The 19,000-nt window shown below is 32.6% G+C and carries 19 protein-coding genes; 1 reads left to right on the forward strand and 18 read right to left on the reverse strand.

All coding sequences use genetic code 11. The features are described 5' to 3' along the window. Positions 1 to 57 precede the first annotated feature (57 nt). The 18 genes from OZJ21_RS06140 to OZJ21_RS06225 form a co-directional block, all read right to left on the reverse strand. Positions 58 to 1,221, reverse strand: a complete 1,164-nt coding sequence (locus tag OZJ21_RS06140; protein ID WP_113896215.1) for a pyridoxal phosphate-dependent aminotransferase — start codon at positions 1,219 to 1,221, stop codon at positions 58 to 60. Between the two features lie 59 nt (positions 1,222 to 1,280). Continuing rightward, positions 1,281 to 2,033 carry a DeoR/GlpR family DNA-binding transcription regulator gene (locus OZJ21_RS06145; RefSeq protein ID WP_003704416.1) on the reverse strand — a complete coding sequence of 251 codons (753 nt, stop codon included), beginning with the start codon at positions 2,031 to 2,033 and terminating at the stop codon, positions 1,281 to 1,283. A 185-nt stretch (positions 2,034 to 2,218) separates the two neighbouring features. Further along, a complete protein-coding gene (locus tag OZJ21_RS06150) occupies positions 2,219 to 3,139 on the reverse strand; it encodes a manganese-dependent inorganic pyrophosphatase (protein WP_003700164.1) in 921 nt (306 codons plus the stop codon). Positions 3,140 to 3,164: 25 nt separating this feature from the next. Then, positions 3,165 to 4,121 carry a LysR family transcriptional regulator gene (locus OZJ21_RS06155; RefSeq protein ID WP_003706230.1) on the reverse strand — a complete coding sequence of 319 codons (957 nt, stop codon included), beginning with the start codon at positions 4,119 to 4,121 and terminating at the stop codon, positions 3,165 to 3,167. Between the two features lie 113 nt (positions 4,122 to 4,234). Beyond that, positions 4,235 to 4,855 carry an orotate phosphoribosyltransferase gene (pyrE, locus tag OZJ21_RS06160; RefSeq protein WP_003706228.1) on the reverse strand — a complete coding sequence of 207 codons (621 nt, stop codon included), beginning with the start codon at positions 4,853 to 4,855 and terminating at the stop codon, positions 4,235 to 4,237. Further along, complete coding sequence (gene pyrF / locus OZJ21_RS06165) at positions 4,855 to 5,568, reverse strand: orotidine-5'-phosphate decarboxylase (protein ID WP_003704381.1); 714 nt, start codon at positions 5,566 to 5,568, stop codon at positions 4,855 to 4,857. Before pyrF ends, pyrE begins: the two co-directional genes overlap by 1 nt. Next, entirely contained in the window at positions 5,565 to 7,496 is a 1,932-nt protein-coding gene (locus OZJ21_RS06170) for an ATP-binding protein (protein ID WP_160993545.1), read from the reverse strand. Before OZJ21_RS06170 ends, pyrF begins: the two co-directional genes overlap by 4 nt. Continuing rightward, complete coding sequence (locus OZJ21_RS06175) at positions 7,474 to 8,574, reverse strand: carbamoyl phosphate synthase small subunit (protein WP_003704386.1); 1,101 nt, start codon at positions 8,572 to 8,574, stop codon at positions 7,474 to 7,476. The genes OZJ21_RS06170 and OZJ21_RS06175 overlap by 23 nt, the downstream gene beginning before the upstream one ends. Before the next feature lie 61 nt (positions 8,575 to 8,635). Further along, positions 8,636 to 9,943 carry a uracil-xanthine permease family protein gene (locus OZJ21_RS06180; protein WP_003700158.1) on the reverse strand — a complete coding sequence of 436 codons (1,308 nt, stop codon included), beginning with the start codon at positions 9,941 to 9,943 and terminating at the stop codon, positions 8,636 to 8,638. A gap of 26 nt (positions 9,944 to 9,969) precedes the next feature. Next, on the reverse strand, positions 9,970 to 10,506 hold the full coding sequence (gene pyrR, locus OZJ21_RS06185; RefSeq protein WP_003704375.1) for a bifunctional pyr operon transcriptional regulator/uracil phosphoribosyltransferase PyrR: 537 nt from the start codon (positions 10,504 to 10,506) through the stop codon (positions 9,970 to 9,972). 207 nt (positions 10,507 to 10,713) lie between these two features. Next, positions 10,714 to 11,610: an RluA family pseudouridine synthase gene (locus OZJ21_RS06190; RefSeq protein ID WP_160993546.1), complete on the reverse strand. Its 897-nt coding sequence runs from the start codon at positions 11,608 to 11,610 to the stop codon at positions 10,714 to 10,716. Beyond that, positions 11,603 to 12,049: a signal peptidase II gene (gene lspA, locus OZJ21_RS06195; RefSeq protein ID WP_099459871.1), complete on the reverse strand. Its 447-nt coding sequence runs from the start codon at positions 12,047 to 12,049 to the stop codon at positions 11,603 to 11,605. Before lspA ends, OZJ21_RS06190 begins: the two co-directional genes overlap by 8 nt. A 66-nt stretch (positions 12,050 to 12,115) precedes the next feature. Then, entirely contained in the window at positions 12,116 to 12,730 is a 615-nt protein-coding gene (locus OZJ21_RS06200) for an HAD family hydrolase (protein WP_109241765.1), read from the reverse strand. 4 nt (positions 12,731 to 12,734) lie between these two features. Then, complete coding sequence (gene dtd, locus OZJ21_RS06205) at positions 12,735 to 13,181, reverse strand: D-aminoacyl-tRNA deacylase (protein WP_011475975.1); 447 nt, start codon at positions 13,179 to 13,181, stop codon at positions 12,735 to 12,737. Between the two features lie 14 nt (positions 13,182 to 13,195). Beyond that, a complete protein-coding gene (locus OZJ21_RS06210; RefSeq protein WP_003710060.1) occupies positions 13,196 to 15,415 on the reverse strand; it encodes a RelA/SpoT family protein in 2,220 nt (739 codons plus the stop codon). A 39-nt stretch (positions 15,416 to 15,454) separates the two neighbouring features. Continuing rightward, positions 15,455 to 16,186: a 16S rRNA (uracil(1498)-N(3))-methyltransferase gene (locus OZJ21_RS06215; protein ID WP_003710058.1), complete on the reverse strand. Its 732-nt coding sequence runs from the start codon at positions 16,184 to 16,186 to the stop codon at positions 15,455 to 15,457. Further along, entirely contained in the window at positions 16,186 to 17,076 is an 891-nt protein-coding gene (gene prmA / locus OZJ21_RS06220; RefSeq protein ID WP_014568374.1) for a 50S ribosomal protein L11 methyltransferase, read from the reverse strand. The genes OZJ21_RS06215 and prmA overlap by 1 nt, the downstream gene beginning before the upstream one ends. 16 nt (positions 17,077 to 17,092) lie before the next feature. Then, complete coding sequence (locus OZJ21_RS06225; protein WP_162917735.1) at positions 17,093 to 17,605, reverse strand: DUF3013 family protein; 513 nt, start codon at positions 17,603 to 17,605, stop codon at positions 17,093 to 17,095. 254 nt (positions 17,606 to 17,859) lie between these two features. Here OZJ21_RS06225 and OZJ21_RS06230 point away from each other — a divergent pair, with 254 nt between their 5' ends. Continuing rightward, positions 17,860 to 18,822, forward strand: coding sequence for a nucleoside hydrolase (locus OZJ21_RS06230; RefSeq protein ID WP_003710053.1), 963 nt, complete (start codon positions 17,860 to 17,862; stop codon positions 18,820 to 18,822). Positions 18,823 to 19,000: the final 178 nt, after the last annotated feature.

Consider the following 19,000-nt stretch of genomic DNA (forward strand, 5'->3'; position numbering starts at 1 on the left):
TCCTAGAAAAAAGTTCTAGTTAATTTTAGCACACTCTGGCTAAATTACATAGATGTATTACTTTCTAGCTTGAACGTAATCTTTTATTCTTTTAACGGCTTCTACTAAGTTTTCCATACTTGCAGCATAGCTCATTCTTACATATCCTTCTCCACCTGGTCCAAAAGATACACCTGGAATAAGTGCTACTTTAGCTTCTTTAGCCAAATCTCTAACAAAGTCCCATGAGTTTTGAGGACAATTAGCTGGAATTTTAGCAAAGATATAGAATGCACCATCAGGACTTGCAATTTCAAAGCCCACTTTTTGTAATTCTTCTATAATGAAATCTCTACGCTTCAAATATTCTTCTTTCATAGGCACTGCATCATCAAAGCCATTTGTAACAGCTTCTAATGCTGCATATTGTGCATTAGTAGTAGGTGCTGTTACCATGTATTGATGAGATTTTACTACTTGATCAATAAAGTCTTGAGGCCCTAAGATAAAGCCAATTCTCCAGCCTGTCATCGCATGAGATTTGGATAATCCACTAATTAAAATTACATTATCAGGGATTAATTCAGCTAAAGAAACGTGTTTGCCCGTATATGTTAATTCAGCATAAATTTCATCGCTTAATACCCAAATATCATTTTCTTTAATTACTTCTGCTAATTCTTCTAATTGTTTTCTATTGTATGTAACACCTGTTGGATTAGAAGGATAGTTCAAAACAAGGCATTTAATATTTTTATCCTTATTATCTGCAATAACCTTGCGTAATTTATCGGCAGTCAAGACAAAATTATCTTCACTTGTATCCATTAAAATATAATTACCATGATTTAAATTACTAATTGGTAAATATAGTGGAAAAATAGGTGTTGGTACTAACACAGTATCATCTGGATTTAAAATAGCTTGTAAACTTGCATTAATAGCTTCAGTTGCGCCAACTGTAGTAACAACTTGTGTCCCACTGTAATTCAAATCATATTTTTTATTAAAATACTTAGCTGTTTCTTCTCTTAATTCCATAAAACCAGCATTAGGAGTATAGTGAGATTTATTATCCTCAATTGCCTTAATTGCAGCTTTTTTTACATGTTCAGGCGTATTAAAATCTGGTTCTCCTAATGTTAACTTAATAATCCCCGGAATTCCACTTACATCTGAATCAAATTGGCGGATATCTGATACAGCAATTTTCTCAACTTCTCTATTAAAACTTCTTGACAATTAAATCACCTAACTTTATAGAATTATTAGAAAAATTATACCATAATTACAAACTATTTTTAATTAGCAACTATGATTTCTGTTTTATCTGTAAACATTGCTCTTTGTTCTGGAGTAAGAGCCTTATCTGTAATAAACATTGAAATCTTGTCTAGTGGGCAAATTCTGTAATAAGACTTATTTACAAATTTTTGATGTTCAGCAACTAAAATTACTTTTCTAGCTCTACTTACTGCCAAACCAACAATCTCTGCATCGCCTTGATCTAACAAATAAGCACCATTTTCATCAATACCAGATGCTGCAATAAATGCTGTATCAAATGCAATATCATGCAATTCTTGCATTGCAAGATTAGAATAGAAATATCTATTTTCGTGATTTAAAGTACCACTCAAAACCTTAACTGTTACCTTACTGTTCTCAGCCAATGCAATACAATTGTCTAAAGAGTGAGTTACAATGGCTACTGGCATATTAATACTTTGACATGTCCTTAATAAAATAGTAGATGAATCTACAAAGTATACATGATGTGGCTTAAAATATTTTCCTGCTTCCATTGCGATTTTTGTTTTAGATTTAGTAAAACGTGATAATCTACTTTGGTAATTAGGCACACTGCGTCCAAAATCTAGAGGTAAAATTCCCCCATGAGTTCGTTTAACTTCTCCCTTTTTAGTCAGTAACACTATATCTCGTCTAGCTGTATCTTGTGAAACTCCAAATTCGGTCATGATGTCTCTAGTTGAGAGTTCTTGTCTTTCTTCTAAAAGTTGTTTTATCAACTCTATTCTTTTTTCTTGGCTCAACTTCATCGCTCCATTCAATTTATTTCAATATAATTATAACTCTATATTTAAGTAATTTAAACCCTTACAATAAGGATATATCTTTATTTGCAATTAATTTATTCTAATAAAAAATACCTTATAGCTATTAGCTCTCTAACCAATAACTACAAGGTACTTTAAAAAATATATTTTATCTAATTTAATTAAAATGCAGCTTCCAATGGAGGGACAACTTGTTTCTTACGTGAAACTACACCTGGTAAGTCCATCTTGTCGTCTTCCAACTTCTTATCGAATGCTTTTTCAACTACATCTTTAGGTTCACCTACTACTAATAAACGTGTATTTGAATCTAAAATGTTTGTTACCATTAATAAGAATAAGTCGTAGCCTTCTTCTGCATTTTGCTTTTCAATTGCTGCACGCAAAGCAGCTTCTCTAGCAAATACTTCATCTAAGTCAACTGTGTTAACTTGGTCTACACGTACTGTCTTACCACCCATTTCAAATGACTTAGCATCTGCAGAAATTAATTCTTCTTCTGTTTTACTTGAAAGGTTTGTTCCAGCTTTTAACATTTCCAAACCATATTCTTCATAGTTTACACCTGCAATTTCAGCTAATTCTTTCACAGCAGCAACATCTTCATCAGTTGTTGTTGGTGATTTTAATAATAATGTATCAGAAATGATAGCTGATAACATTAAACCAGCTAATTTAGCAGGAACTTCTACATTATTTGCTTTGAATTCTTTGTAAATTACAGTACTTGAGCATCCCAATGGTTCTGCATGGTAATACAATGGTGCAGCTGTTTCAAAGTTTGCAATACGGTGATGATCTACAACATGTGTTACAGTTAATTCCTTAATGTCATCAACACTTTGTTGTGCTTCATTATGATCAACTAACATTACAGCTTCTACTTCATTTTTTGCAGTTGTAATTACACGTGGATATTCTTCCTTGAAGTAATCCAACACAAATTTTGTTTCTTCGTTAGGTGTGCCTAAAGCAACTGCTTCAGTATCAGCACCTAATTTATTTTGTAAATATGAGTATGCTTTAGCTGCTACAATAGCATCTGTATCTGGATTCTTGTGTCCAAAAACTAATTCTTTCATGAATAAAGAACTCCTTGTTACTTAATTATTTTTTGTTAATCTTTGTTAACCTACTAATATAATCTTCTTCTCGTAGATAATTGTCAATCTCTTTTAAGAAATTAGAAATTCTTGGTATTTGATCTTTTCCTTTTCTAAAGACAAATGACAAATCAAAGCTAATGCCTGGTTCCAATAATGCTTGCTTCATAATACCATCTTGATTATGTGCTACTACAAATGACATTGGCAAAGCAGTACATACACCAGTTTGAGCTGCAAAATTAAAAATTTGACCTGGTGTTGCAAAGTAAGAAACACTATTTGGTGCATCTAACATTGCATTTTTATAGGCTTCACTTATGCTTTCATTTAGATAATATTCAGGTGGATATGTAACCCATGGATGTTGTAACGTATCTTTTAGATTAATTTTCTTTTGTTTAATCTTATTATCGTTATGTAAAAAGATTAGATCTTCTTGGCAAATACGTTTAGATTCATAAGGTTTCCAATTTTTAATACTTTCATCAGGCAAATACATAACTGCCAAATCAATTGTATTATTCTCTAATCTTTCCCAAATTTCCTTACGTGTAAGCATATGTGTTGTTAACTTAATACCATTATGTTCACGGTAATAAGCTGTAGCAAACTGGCTAATAACACTATCTTCAATTGAAGCTAAAATACCTATATTAATTTCGCCTTGTGTTGCACTTGTTGACATTTGTATCTCATCAGTAGCCTGGTTCAATGTTTCATAAATTTGATGTGTAGCATCCAACATTGTGTAACCCGCATCAGAGAGATGTAATTTCTTACCTACTGAGTAAAATAATGGTGCACCTACTGCTCTTTCTAACTTTTTAATTTGTTGAGTAAGTGCTGGTTGGGTAATCCCTAATATCTGAGCTGCTTGTGTGTAACTCATTGTCTCAGCAAGTTGCAAGAAATAACTCAATGTTTTAGAAGAAAAAATATTCTCTTGTTTTGTTTTCATATCATTATCCTTTCGCAAATCCATACGGGACTTATCAACATATAATTTAATACCTATCCTTATTATACATTAAAATATAAAAAAATATAGTCCTTTATTTGCGAATTTGATAATTATTTTAACCAATTTTCAGGATCTTTTCTCCATGCATGCAAAATTTCTTTTTGTTTTTCTTCAATGTAGTCATTTTCTTCTGCAACTTCAATTAGTTCTGTATAATTTGTCAATGTAGCATATGATAAATTATATGCCTTAAAGTTATCATCTAATTTACCTAATTGATAACTGAAAATACCACATACTCCCAATACAGCTGCACCTTCGTTTTTAGCTGCATCAACTGCTTTTAACACACTTCCACCTGTTGATAATAAATCGTCAATTAACACTACTTTTTGACCTTCAGCTAAAACACCTTCAATTTGCTTCCCACGTCCATGATCCTTTGGCTTAGAACGTACATAAATCATAGGTAAATTTAATTCTTCAGCAATCCATGCAGCATGAGGAATACCAGCAGTTGCAGTTCCTGCAATAACTTCTGTTTCTGGATATTTTTCTCTAATAATATCAGCAATTCCTTTAGCAATTCTCTTTCTTACTTCTGGATAGCTAATCGTTAATCTGTTATCACAATAGATTGGAGATTTAATTCCACTTGCCCATGTAAAAGGTTCTTCTGGTGATAAAGTTACAGCCTTAATACTTAATAAATCTTTTGCTACTTGTTTCATTATTTTTCCCTCCATAATTTTGTAACTAATCTATAACTATCTAAAGGATTTTCAGCTTTAGTAATTGCACGTCCTACAACAATACCACTCGAATGATTACGTGCAGCAGCATCTGGTGTCATTACACGCTTTTGATCACCAACATCGCCACCTGCCAATCTAATTCCTGGAGTTATTCTCAAGAAATCATCGCCTGTTAACTTATAGATCATATCAGATTCTTCTGCTGAACAAACAACTCCATCTAGGCCAGATTTTTGAGCAATCTTAGCATAGTTTTTTACACTTTCTTTAAGTGAGATTGATAATTTTTGTTCATTCTTTACCATTTCTTCATCAGTAGAAGTTAATTGTGTAATACCTAATATCTTAGTATTAGTATCACCGTTAGCTCCATCTAACAATCCTTCTTTAGCAGCAATTAACATTTCACTACCACCAGAAATATGAACTGTTGTAAGTTTGACACCAAGTTTTCCGATAACTTTCATTGCTTGCTTAACAGTATTTGGAATATCATGTAATTTCAAATCTAGAAATACATCATGTCCTTCACTGATTAATTCTTTAACCATATCAGAACCTTCACTATAGAAAAGTTCCATCCCCACTTTTACAAATAACTTTTCGTCTTCAGGAAACTTTTTCAAAAATTCAAAAGTTTTCTCTTTATCCGGAAAATCCAAAGCTATTATTGGTCTATCGTATTTCATAATTTTCCTCCTGTATAATTCCATTCTGTTATTTTTATATTCAAATTGTTTAATTCAGATTTTAAGTCCTCAGATAATTCTTCTGGTTTTTTCAGACATAGAGTTTCAGGATTACATTTTCTTGTAATTTCAGCTATAACTTCATATAACAACGGTTCAAAGAAAGTTGTAATTGGCAAAGATAGACTAAAAGCCAATGTATCTGGAGAATTTGAAATTAAACTTACGTCTAATCCAGAATTTGCTAATATCAATAGTTGCTGATTATTGGCAAAACTTCGATTGGATAAGCTTTCAATTCCATCAATTAGTAAAATATCCGCTTTACTTTTCTCCAACTCATCCTCTTCTTCGTATGTTGCATAAAAGTATGACACATTAGCATCTAGCGTACCTGCGACTCCATCTATCTTCTTATATGTTGGTCTTATCGCCAAATCATTGCGTATTTGTTCTACTTTATCTACCTGAATATTCCATAATTTAGCTAACATTTTATCACTGATTCCAAGTTCCTTTGCTTGTCGAATGCTTTTCTCACTTGGTTCAGCATTTTTTATATTTTCTATGAAATCAATTAATTTGTATATTGTATATAAGAACTGTGCATCAATCTTGGTTAACTCACTAATTTCATCAATTGTATATCCACGTCTAAAAGCTTCTGCAATTATGAATAAACGATTTGCTTGAGGGTGAACTAAGTTTTCTTCTAATTGAAAATCATCAATATTCAAAAACTGGGTTAGCATACTATCAATTTTTTCGTTAGTCATTGACTCAATAGCTTTCATTAGTGCACTTTCCAATGATCTACCGAAAGCAACTATTTGTCCCTTTGCTTGTCTTCTAGTCCCTAATCTCTTAGCTTGACCTTTGGACCAATTTGGAACCTTAACGGCTAAATAATCCATTATTGGTTCACTAGCAGCTGTAAGATTTGAAAATCCAGTTCTTCTAATTGCATCTAAGCGTATTCCAAGTGAGATTTTAGTAATAATATCAGCTAATGGATATGCTGTAATCGCCGAGATCAAAACTGAAGATCTGTTAAAAGATGGGTTCATCTCTAATATGTAATACGTATCTCTCAATGAATCAAACGCTATTCGAATATTGCAACTTCCAACTATATTAAACATTCTTGCTAATCGCAATGAAACAGTTCGAAGCTTCTGAAATTCCTGATCATCTAATGTTTGGATTGGTGCTACTACCATTGAGTCAGCTGAATGTATCCCAACAGCGTCAATATTTTCAAATGCCCCAACCAAGATACAGTTATCATAACTATCCCTGACAATCTCTAATTCTAATTCCTTATACCCAGTTACACTTGCTTCTATCAAACAATTACTTATTGGTGATTCTTCAAATGCACGGTTTACATTAACTATTAGTTCTCTTCTATTGTTACACAAATCTCCACCAGGTTTATTAGTCGTTGCCGAGGCTCTGACAATTACTGGATAATTATATTCACTAGCAAAGTCGATTGCTTCTTCTATGTTTGTTATTTTCTTAGAGATTGGCGTTGGAATTCTTTCCTCATTAAGTAAATTACTAAATTTTTCCCTATCAAACATGCTACTTAATGACGCTAAATCTGTTCCTAAAATTTTCACATTTAAGGCACTTAGCAAACCATCCTTTGCTAGCTTTATACATGCATTTATTCCTGTTTGCCCACCAAAAATCGGAATAATAGCATCTGGTCTAGTTTTAGTAACTATGTCTGCTAAATTATCAGCTGTCATTTTCATACTATAGAATTCATCTAATAGTTCTGACATCTGACTTTCATTAATTCTAGGAGCAACCAGAATCGGTTTGTATCCTTGTTTGCTTAGTGTATAAATTGCACTTAAAGCTCCACTATTATATGAGCCTAAGACAATAATTTTTTTATTTTGACTCTCTAATAGCATTTATCTTATCCTTCCTTATGTCAATTAAATGCATAAAATCATAGAATACATCTGTTCCATCACTAGGACCTGGAGCTCCTTCTGGTTCAAATTGAACAGAAAAAGTGGGATATTTTCGATGCTTAATACCTTCAATCCACCCACTATTTAAATCTTTGTGAGTTACAATTAAGTTATCTTTAGGTAAGGAACTTTCATCGACTATGTAACTATGATTTTGTGCAACTGTTATAATTCTGCCAGTTGCAATTTCAATAACTGGAAAATTCAATCCTCGATGTGCACGTGGTAATTCCTTTACTTTAGCTCCATTTGCAATAGCCAATAATTGATGTCCCAATCCTATTGCAAATGTCGGATAATTAGCCTGAATTTGTCTAATTGTTTCAAATGAATCTTCTAAAGTATATGGGTTCCCAGGTCCATTGGATAATAGCACACCATCCGGACAAAGATTTTTAATTTCTTGAAATGTCGCAGTGTATGGAACAATAATTGTATTGCAATTCATACGTGATAATTGACGCAATACACTATGTTTTACTCCATAATCAACTAAGACTATATTTCTTCCGGTATCAGGATTAGGATATGGTTTACTGGTAGAAACCATATCTACTAATTGGTCAGTTAATACAGTTGCATGTAATTGATCAAAAGCATGTTCTAGATCATTTTCAGCGTCAATAATACTTCCTTTCATTATTCCATTATGTTTTGATAAAATTCTTACTAATTTTCGTGTATCAATGCCATAAATTCCAGGAATATCTTGATTCTTTAAGTAATCTGAAAATGACTGCGGACTCGACACATTCATGCTATCAGTGTATGTATGACAAACGACACCTTTACAGACCGGTTGCAATGATTCTAAATCATCAATGTTTGTCCCATATGTTCCCAGTACAGGTGTCGTAAAAACAATTATTTGATTTGCATACGTTGGGGATGTGACAACCTTTTGATAACCAGTCATTGCAGTGGTTAATACCACCTCACCAGTTGAATTTATTTGTGAACCAAAACCTTCTCCTAAAAATGTACTACCATCTTCTAGAATAAGTAATCGTTTCAAAAGCCTCACTCCCAACATGATATTATTCACAACTATTATTATAGCGTATCGATAAAAAAGGTTAAATATCCATTCTTATCTTTTTCTCATGTTCAGCTTCACTAGCTGCTTTCTTTGGTAAAATTAAGTTTAAAACAATTCCAAAGATTGTTGATAAAGCAATACTTGTAAGTTGGAAATTACCTAACTTCAAATAAGTACCACCAATTCCGACAACCAAGATAACAGCTGTAATAATCAAATTTCTTTTTGCTTCAAAGTTTATTTTATTATCAACTAAAATTCGTAATCCATTTGCAGCAATCATACCGAATAATAGGAATGAAATACCACCAATTACAGGAGTTGGAATAGATTGAATCAAAGCAGCAATTTTACCACAGAAACTGAATAAAATAGCGAAGAAAGCAGCTCCTGCAAGCACCCAAACACTATGAATCTTTGTCATAGCTAACACACCAATGTTTTCGCCGTAAGATGTTGTTGGAGGACCACCAACAAAACCAGCAATTACACTAGATAAACCGTCACCTAACAATGTACGGTGTAATCCTGGATTCTTGAAGAAATTACGCTTAGTTAATTTATTCAAAACCATAACGTGTCCCATGTGCTCAGTCATAGTAACAAAGGCAATTGGTGCCATTCCAATGATTGCTCCTGGATACCACTTAAAGTCATAATTAACAAACATTACGTCAAATGCAGGTAGAGAGAACCATTTTGCTGCTGCCACACCAGATAAATCAACAATTCCCATGAAAACAGCGAAAATGTAACCTACAATTATACCTAAAAGTACCGGAATCATACTTGAAAATCCACGTAAGAACATGTTAAAGATAATTGTTGCAACTAAAGTGAAAATTGCTACTCCAAAGTATTTAAGATCATAATGGTTATTATTGAACATTGCATCGTTAGCTGCAGTTGTAGCTAATGATAATCCAATAACTATAACGATAGGACCTACAACAACTGGTGGTAAAACCTTATCTACCCATTGTGAACCAAACTTTCCTATAATCAAGGAAACAATAACATAAACTAAACCTGCTGCAATTGCACCTTGACCTACTGCAGGATATCCTTCAGATTTCATCAAAGCCTGCATTGTCATAATAAAGGCAAAACTTGATCCTAAGTATGCCGGAATCTTAGCTCTTGTACAAAGAATATATACCAAAGTACCTACCCCTGAACTAAACAAAGCGATACTTGGATTCATACCAATTAATAAAGGTACTAAAACAGTTGAACCAAACATTGTAAATAAATGTTGGACTGATAGAAGTAACCACTGAGGAAAAGTTGGTTTATCTTGAACGTCAAGAATTGCCTCAGGGTTTCTGAATTTCTCGTTTTTCATGATTAAATTAGCCTCATATCTTTATTTTATAGTTTCTTTAATTCGATTCCATCTTTTCCATCAACTTCGTCTACATAAACTGCTACTTGTTCATCCATAGCAGTTGGAATATTCTTACCAACAAAATCTGCTCTAATTGGTAATTCACGATGTCCTCTATCTACTAATACAGCTAAATTGATCTTCTTAGGTCTACCAATATCCATTAAAGCATCTAAAGCAGCTCTAATTGTTCTTCCTGTAAATAACACGTCATCAACCAAAATCACATGCTTGTCTTTAATATCAAAACCTAAATCTGCTTCATTTACTACTGGATCTTGTGCTAGTGATGCATCATGTCTGTCATCACGGTAAAGTGTAATATCTAATTGTCCAACAGGAACTTCAGCATTTTCCAATTGTTTCAATCTATCAGCTATTCTTTGTGCTAGATAAACACCTCTTGTCTTAATCCCTACTAGAACTAAATCATCAATTCCTTTATTTTTTTCAATGATTTCATAAGTCATTCTAGTTAGCGCACGCTTCATCGCCATTGAATCATAAATTTGTTTTGCCATTAAAATCATCCTCCTTAAATATTTCGAGCCATTAACTATTGCTTAGCTGAAAAAATAAAAGGACTAGAACAAATTAGTCCTAGTCCGCGTATTAATTTCATTTTTATATTAATATACACTATAAGCTTAAATAAGCATTATACCTTTTCAGCCTCACGGGACTAGTTTAAAGGACTCTATTCTTCTTAAACTAAGATACTGTAAAAGCTACCGTTTGTCAAGCGATTCTAATAGCTTTTTGAAGTTTTCTGGTAGTGGTGCTGTGAATTCTAAGTATTCATTTGTTCTTGGATGAATAAAGCCTAGTTTCTCAGCATGTAAAAATTGGCCACTATTTCCTAATGTCTTTCTTGGACCATACAATTGATCTCCAACTAAAGGATGCCCTATATATTTCATATGAACTCTAATCTGATGTGTTCGTCCAGTTTCTAAGACACATTTAACTAAAGTATAATCTCCATAACGTTTCAAAACTTCAAAGTGGGTTACTGCATTTCTTCCACCCTTAACTACTGCTTGTTTCTTACGATCAACTTTACTTCTTCCTAACGGTGCATCAATAGTACCACTATCTTCTTTGATATTTCCGTGAACTAAAGCTACATACTCACGTGTATTAGTCTTATCTTTTAATTGCTTCGCTAAGCTTTGATGTGCCATATCATTTTTAGCGACCATCAATAATCCTGAAGTATCCTTATCTATTCTATGAACAATACCTGGACGATAAGTACCGTTAATAGTAGATAATGGTGAATGGTATAGTAATGCATTTACTAGAGTATGTTCAAAATGTCCAGGAGATGGATGCACAACCATTCCTTGAGGCTTATTTACAACAATTACATCATCATCTTCATAAACAATATCTAACGGAATATTTTCAGGTTCTAAAGATAATTTCTTTACTTCTGGCTTATCAAAAGTTATTTCATCGCCTAAATTGACTTTATAATTAGCTTTTTTCACATCTCCATTTACCTTGATATTTCCATCGTCAATCATCTTTTTTAATTGAGATCGAGTATAATCTGTAAAAATATTAGTAACAACTTTATCTAATCTACCAGTCTTATCTGCTAATACTTTATAATCACTCATCTTTTTCATCCTTTATTAATGCTATTATTACTATAGTTACACCAAACGTTAGACACATATCTGCTACATTAAAAATTGGAAAATTCATAAATAATGTTTCAAACATATCAACAACGTAACCTAAACGAATTCTATCAATAAAATTGCCCAACGTACCAGCAATTAATAATGAAATTGCCAACATATATAAATTATCATTTTTCAATTTCCAGAAGAAATATCCCATCAAACCTAGAGCAACTATTGTAATGACTGTAAAGAACCATTGTTGTCCACTTAGAACACTCCAAGCAGCTCCATCATTTCTAACATTTGTTAAAGCTAAAACATTAGATAAAATTACTTGGCTGGTTCCTAATTTAATATTTGCAGAAATCCAGAACTTTAGACCCTGGTCTGCAATAATCAAAATAATAATCATCGGTATATATAACCACATTGTAGATTACACCTTTCCTATCAAAAATGAGTCATATAACCTCTAAGTAATATGACTCAAGTTAATTTACTTCAATATATCCGATAAACTGTATACCAATCTATCTGCATTATAATCTTGATGAAGTAGCTTATCCGGATCAAATAGAATTCCCGACATTCCAGCATTATGGCCTGCTGCGATATCAAGCTCTCTATCTCCAACCATCACTGATTCTTCAACTTTTAAATTATACTTACTAACCAAGTATAACAAAGATTCTGGATCTGGCTTACGAGCAAAATCATTATCTGCAGTTACAAAATCATCAAAATAAGACCAAAGATTATCTCTTTTTAAAATATTCAAGGCACTACTGTCACGATGTGTTAATAGAAAGTTTCTACCACCATTTTCTTTTATCTTACGACAAACATCTGCAGCACCATCAAAGAGACGCATTTTATCTTGATATTGTTCTTCAAAAGAATGATACATTTGACGTAGCTTTGGTATGTCTAGATTTTCGCCATATAACTTAAAAGCTTTTCTAACAGAAGCTTCGCGCATAATTTTATAGACTTCTTTACTATCTAACTCTATTTCTTGAGTTTTCAAAGTTTCTACAAATGCTCGAATCATACCAGGATAGCTGTTGTATAAAGTTCCATCAAAATCCCAAAAATAATTCTTATACTCCATACTCTTATTCCTCATCAGTATCATACATGATTGTTACAGGTCCATCATTAACTAATGATACCTGCATATCAGCTCCAAAAATTCCAGTTTCAACTTGTACACCTGATTCGCGTAACTTTTCGTTAAACTTATCATAATTCTTGCTAGCTATATCTGGATTTTGAGCTCTTGTAAAGCTAGGACGATTTCCTTTACGAGTTTGTGCATATAAAGTAAATTGTGAAATAGACAAAATACTGCCTGATACTTGTTGTAAGCTTAAATTCATCTTATCATCAGCATCACTAAATATTCTAGCGTTTAAAACTTTTCTTGCTAAATATTCAATTTCCTTATCGCCATCATTTTCAGTAAAACCTACTAATAACAATAATCCTTGTCCGATTTCACCATTTACATTTCCATCTATTTCAACTGATGCTTGCTTTACTCTTTGCAATAATACTCTCATTTAAACAACACCCTCTAATGTATTGGACGTTTAACCATATAAACATCCGGAATATTCTTTATTCTGTCAATAATTCTTTGGAGATGTTCCTTATCTTTAACACCAATCGTAGCAGAAATATTTGCCATCTTATTATGATCAATTCGTCCATTTACAGAATTCAAACTCTTAGTGTTATTGTTGATTGCTTGAAGTATATCATTTAACAAGCCATCTCTATTATATCCTTGAACTTCTAAATCAGCGTTATAGTAAGCTCTATCGTCAGGCAAGATATTCCAAGAAACATCTATTAATCTAGTTCCCTGGCTTTCGGCTGCTTTCACATTAGGACATTCAACTCGATGAACAGAAACTCCACGACCTTTAGTAATATATCCAACAATATCATCACCTGGAACTGGATTACAACAATGACTTAATCTAACAAGTAAATTATCAATACCTTCAATTAAGATACCACTTTCTTGCTTAGGCTTCTTATTTTCCTTTGTATCATTATTAATTTCCTGATGATTTTCCAATAATGCCTTTTCTTCTTGACGTTTTCTATCATCGTCGGCTTTCTTTCTAAGATCTGCTGTTAAAATATTAACAATCCCAACTGGTGCAGTGTCACCAGAACCAATAGAAGCATACAAATCGTCGGCTTTCTTAAATTGCTTTTTCTCTAAGCACTTAGCCATATTATCATTTAAAACATCTTTAGCATTATATCCTGCATTGGTTAATTCTTGAACTAGTATTTCTCTACCTTTTTCAATATTTTCTTCACGATCACGTTTCTTGAAAAAGTGTTTAATTTTATTTCTAGCCTTACTTGTGTGTACTAAATCTAACCAGTCTTGACTAGGGCCTGCAGAATTTTGTGAAGTCAAAATATCTACAATATCCCCATTTTTCAATTGATAGTCAAGAGGTCGAATCTTACCATTAACCTTTGCTCCAGTTGTATGAGCACCAATTTCGGTATGAATACTGTATGCCATATCCAATGGACCTGAGCCTTTTGGTAATTCAAACACATCACCTTTAGGAGTAAAGACATAAACTCGATCACTAAATAAGTCGCCTTTAACACTTTCCATAAATTCAGAAGCATCGTTTGACTCTTTTTGTAGTTCCAAAATTTCTTTAAACAAGTTCAATTTCGTTCCAGTAGTTGTTTGAGGAACTGCATCTTTACGTCCTTCTTTATATGCCCAGTGTGCAGCAATACCATATTCAGCCACACGATGCATTTCTTCAGTTCTTATTTGAACTTCAAAAGGTCTACCATTAGGGCCGATAACTGTTGTATGCAAAGATTGATACATATTAGCTTTAGGCATAGCAATATAATCTTTAAAACGCCCTGGCATTGGTTTCCAACGAGTATGAATAGCTCCTAAAACCGCATAACAATCTTTAATACTCTTTACAATTACACGTACTGCAGAAAGATCATATATTTGACTGAATTGCTTATGCTGATCTCTCATCTTTCGGTAAATTGAATATATGTGCTTAGGTCTACCATATATATCATATTCAATATTCAATTCTGCAATTGCTTTTTTAATTTCAACAATCACTTCATCAATATAATGAACTCTTTCTTCACGTTTAGAGTTCATCAAATGTACAATACGATAATATTGTTGAGGATTTAGATAACGCAAAGACATATCTTGTAATTCCCATTTAATCGTACTAATACCTAATCTATCAGCTAATGGAGCATAAATTTCAAGGGTTTCATTTGCTATTCTTCTTTGCTTATCTGGTCTTAAATGACTCAAAGTTCGCATATTATGTAACCTGTCAGCTAGTTTAACAATAATTACACGTAAATCTTTAGACATCGCCAACAATAATTTACGATGATTTTCAGCTAACTGTTCTTGATGAGATTTATATCTTATTTTGCTTAACTTTGTTACACCATCTACGATAACTTCTACGTCTTTTCCAAATAATTCACCAATATCTCCTAGTGTAACCTTTGTGTCTTCAACAACATCATGTAAGAAACCAGCACTAACAGTTTCTGGATCCATTTTTAAGTTTGCTAAAATTCCGGCAACTTGAATTGGATGGATTATATAAGGTTCACCAGATTTTCTAACTTGCTCACTGTGAACATAAGTGGCAAATTCACACGCTTTTTCAACAAATTTAACATGATTTTCATTCATGTATCCTTTGCACATATCAATTACATCTTGAGCTGACCAAATTGTTTCTTTTTTCATAAATCTCACCTCAACACCCAATAATTTTTTCAACTAATCTCAACTTAACTCCAAAGCAAATGATAAACTTGCTAAAAAATATAATGGTGCAGTTTCTGCTCGCATAATTCTTGGACCTAAACCAGCTAAAATAAAGCTATTTGCTTCTAAAAATTCTATTTCTTTTGGAGAAATTCCACCCTCAGGACCAAAAATAGCAATAATATCGCTAGGTTTCTTATTTAAAATCTTAAACAAGTTTCCACTTTCACCTTTTTTAGCTGATTCTTCATATGCAACAATTCTAGCATCATTTTTTTCAAAATCTATATCCTTCAGCTTTTCTACAAAAGTTACTTCAGGAATTTTGGTTCTATGAGACTGTTCAGCTGCACTTCTTGCAATTTTTTGTAATCTTTGTACTTTCTTGCTACTTCTTTTTTTATCCCATTTTGCAACAGAATAATCACCTACAAAAAAGATAAATTTAGTAGCACCCATTTCAGTACCTTTTTGTACTATCCAATCAGCTTTATCATTTTTAGATATTCCACAAGCAATAGTAACATTTGACGGAAGTTCTACATCTGATGGAATAACCTCGACTGAAGTTGCTTCTGCTTTTCCATCTTCGATTTTTGTAATTTCCATCTTATGGACAACTTCTGCATCATCAACTAATTCAAAAGCATCTCCAACTTTCATCCTCAAAACCTTAATTGCATGTTTATAAATTTCCGGTGTGAGTTGATATTCAGTTGTAATCTTAGAATCAGCAAAATATCGTTGCATTAAATGTCCTCCTTAGCTGGTTTATGTGCAATAATTGAGTACCAATCTTTTTTATTCAAAATTTCATCTACAACAAAACCATTTTGTTCTAATTCTGTTAAGATTAATTCTTTCTTATCATTTATAATACCAGATGTAATGAAGATACCACCATCTTTAAGATTTGACTTAGCTTGAGGAATTAATGGAACTATAATTTCTGCTAGAATATTAGCTACTATTATATCTACATTCTTATGTATACCTTCTAATAAATTGTTAGGTTTAACTTCGATATTATTGCTAATTGGATTTAGCGCAAAATTTTCTTTAGCAGCTGTAACAGCATTATCATCAATATCATAAGCATATACCTTATCAACACCAAAATGTCTTGCTGCTATACTTAAGACACCAGATCCTGTTCCTACATCAATCATACTCTCATTACCTCGTACAGATGTTTCCAATGCCTGCAAAGCCAGTTGAGTGGTAGGATGTGTACCTGTTCCAAATGCTCTACCTGGATCTAATCTTATTAAAATCTCATCTTCTTGTTCTTTTTGATATTCTTCCCAGCTTGGTACAATTGTTAGATATTTAGTCAACCTAACCGGATGATAATATTTCTTCCATAAATCTACCCAAGCATCATCTTGTAAATTAGTCAATGATACTTTGGCTTCTCCTGGATTCAGACCAAAGTTATTTAATTTCTTTATCTTTTCTTCTAATTCTGGAATTAATTCAACTAAGCCTAATTTACTAGGAAAATAAGTAATTACTTTTACTTTTTCTAAGCCTTCACTATCATCAATTTGAACGCCACCAGCACCATTTTCCATTAATATGTTAACTACTGCGTCAATTGCTTCATTAGTTGTGGTTACACTTAACTCGTTCCATTCCAACGTTAGCTCATCCTTTCTAAAACTTAGGGTATTTAATCCTATTATTCGGATTAGGTAAACTTAGCATATTTGACTCAATAATCTTTTTATACTCATCTTCAGACCAGACCAATTCAAAAATTTCTTTTTCATCATCTGTTAGGAAATCTAATAAATCTGACTCACCATTATCCAATACTATTTGTAGATATGATACAAAGGCTTTTGCTTCTGCTAAAGACCAACCATTCTTACCATCATAAGGCAAACATACCAAATAGTCATCTTCATCAAAATTTTTCTCACGATTTTTATCATAGATTAGTATTTCGTCTATAAAAGTAACTACTGGCTCAGTTGACTCCACACCTAAAGTATCAGTTAATAAAGTTGCCTCTTTATTTTCAGCATAAAAAGTTAGCTCCATTTCAAATTGTCTATCTTTCTTATTCCAATTAACGAATATATCACCGTCAAAATCTAGTGTTTTCACTGTTTCTTTTAAGAAAGAATTTAAATCCGCTGCTTCTACCAATTTTACTTCCCCCATACCCTATTTATATTTACTTTCTATAATACATTATAATATTATCATTATCCAACTTTTATTGTATTATTCGTATTTTACTAAGTTTTATCTCTATATTTTTCTTATTTTTACTATTAATTTTCGTTTTTAAATTTTAATTTCCCTTATTTTCCTTATAAAACCTGTAATTAAGCATGGTATTATGAAGTATAAAAATGATATAATATAACAATAAAACGAATATTAACATAATAAATATTTAAGGAGTCTTATTTATGGCTGAATATAAAATGATTTTAGATTTAGATACCGGTATTGATGATGCACTAGCAATCGCATATGCTTTAGCAACACCTGAAAGTGACTTGATTGGTATTGTTGGATCATACGGAAATATCTTAGTTGAACAAGGTGTACAAAATAGTTTGGATTTACTTGAAATGCTGGGACATACTGAAGTTCCTGTTTATCAAGGACTATCTCATTCATCAACTACTGATCATTTCGATGTTATGCCAATTAGTGCTCAAATTCACGGTAAAAACGGTATTGGAGAAGTTGAGATTCCCACTGCTAAAAGAAAAGCTGAAACTATGAGTGGTCCTGACTTCTTTATTGAAGCAGCTCACAAATATGGTAAAAAACTTTTAATTGTTCCAACTGGTCCATTAACTAATCTAGCAGCAGCTATCAAAAAGGATCCTGAAATTGTTAATTTAGTTGGTCGTGTAACACTCATGGGTGGTGCTTTGACAGTTCCTGGTAATGTTAACCCTGTTACTGAAGCTAACATTAATCAAGATCCTGAAGCAGCAGATTTTGTATTTAGAAGCGGTATTCCTCTCACTATGGTTGGCTTGGACGTTACAACTCGTACCTTGTTAACTACAAAAGAAACTCAAAAATGGCGTGATTTAGGTACATTTGCTGGTCAAAAATATGCTGATATCGTTGACTACTACATTGATGCATATAAAGTAACAAGTCCACACCTTGGTGGTTGTGCTCTTCATGACCCTTTGGCTGTAGGTGTAGCTGTCGAACCATCTTTAGTTACAACACTTGCTTTAGATATGAAGGTTGATACTGAAGGCCCTTATGCTGGAAGAACTATTGGAGATGAAACTAAAGTAAACAACCCAAATCCTATAAGTAAAGCCGCAATTGGTGTTAATAAAGATAAGTTTTTAGATGAATTCATGGAAAAATTAACTAAATTATTTGCAGAAGCTAATTAATAACTTATTAAGGAGGGCTAGACTTGGTATTTCTCGGCTTAGCTTTATACATTTTTTGGCTCTTAATAACACTGCTAAAAATTAATAGTTTGGCTCAGACTCCTACATTTTCATATCAGGTAGCTTTTTTTGGAAACTTGTCTTGGTATAAAAATGCTAGAAACATTATTTTATTAGT

Origin of the sequence: Ligilactobacillus sp. UO.C109 (genome assembly GCF_026847815.1) — a bacterium.
In the GTDB taxonomy this organism is placed as follows: domain Bacteria; phylum Bacillota; class Bacilli; order Lactobacillales; family Lactobacillaceae; genus Ligilactobacillus; species Ligilactobacillus salivarius.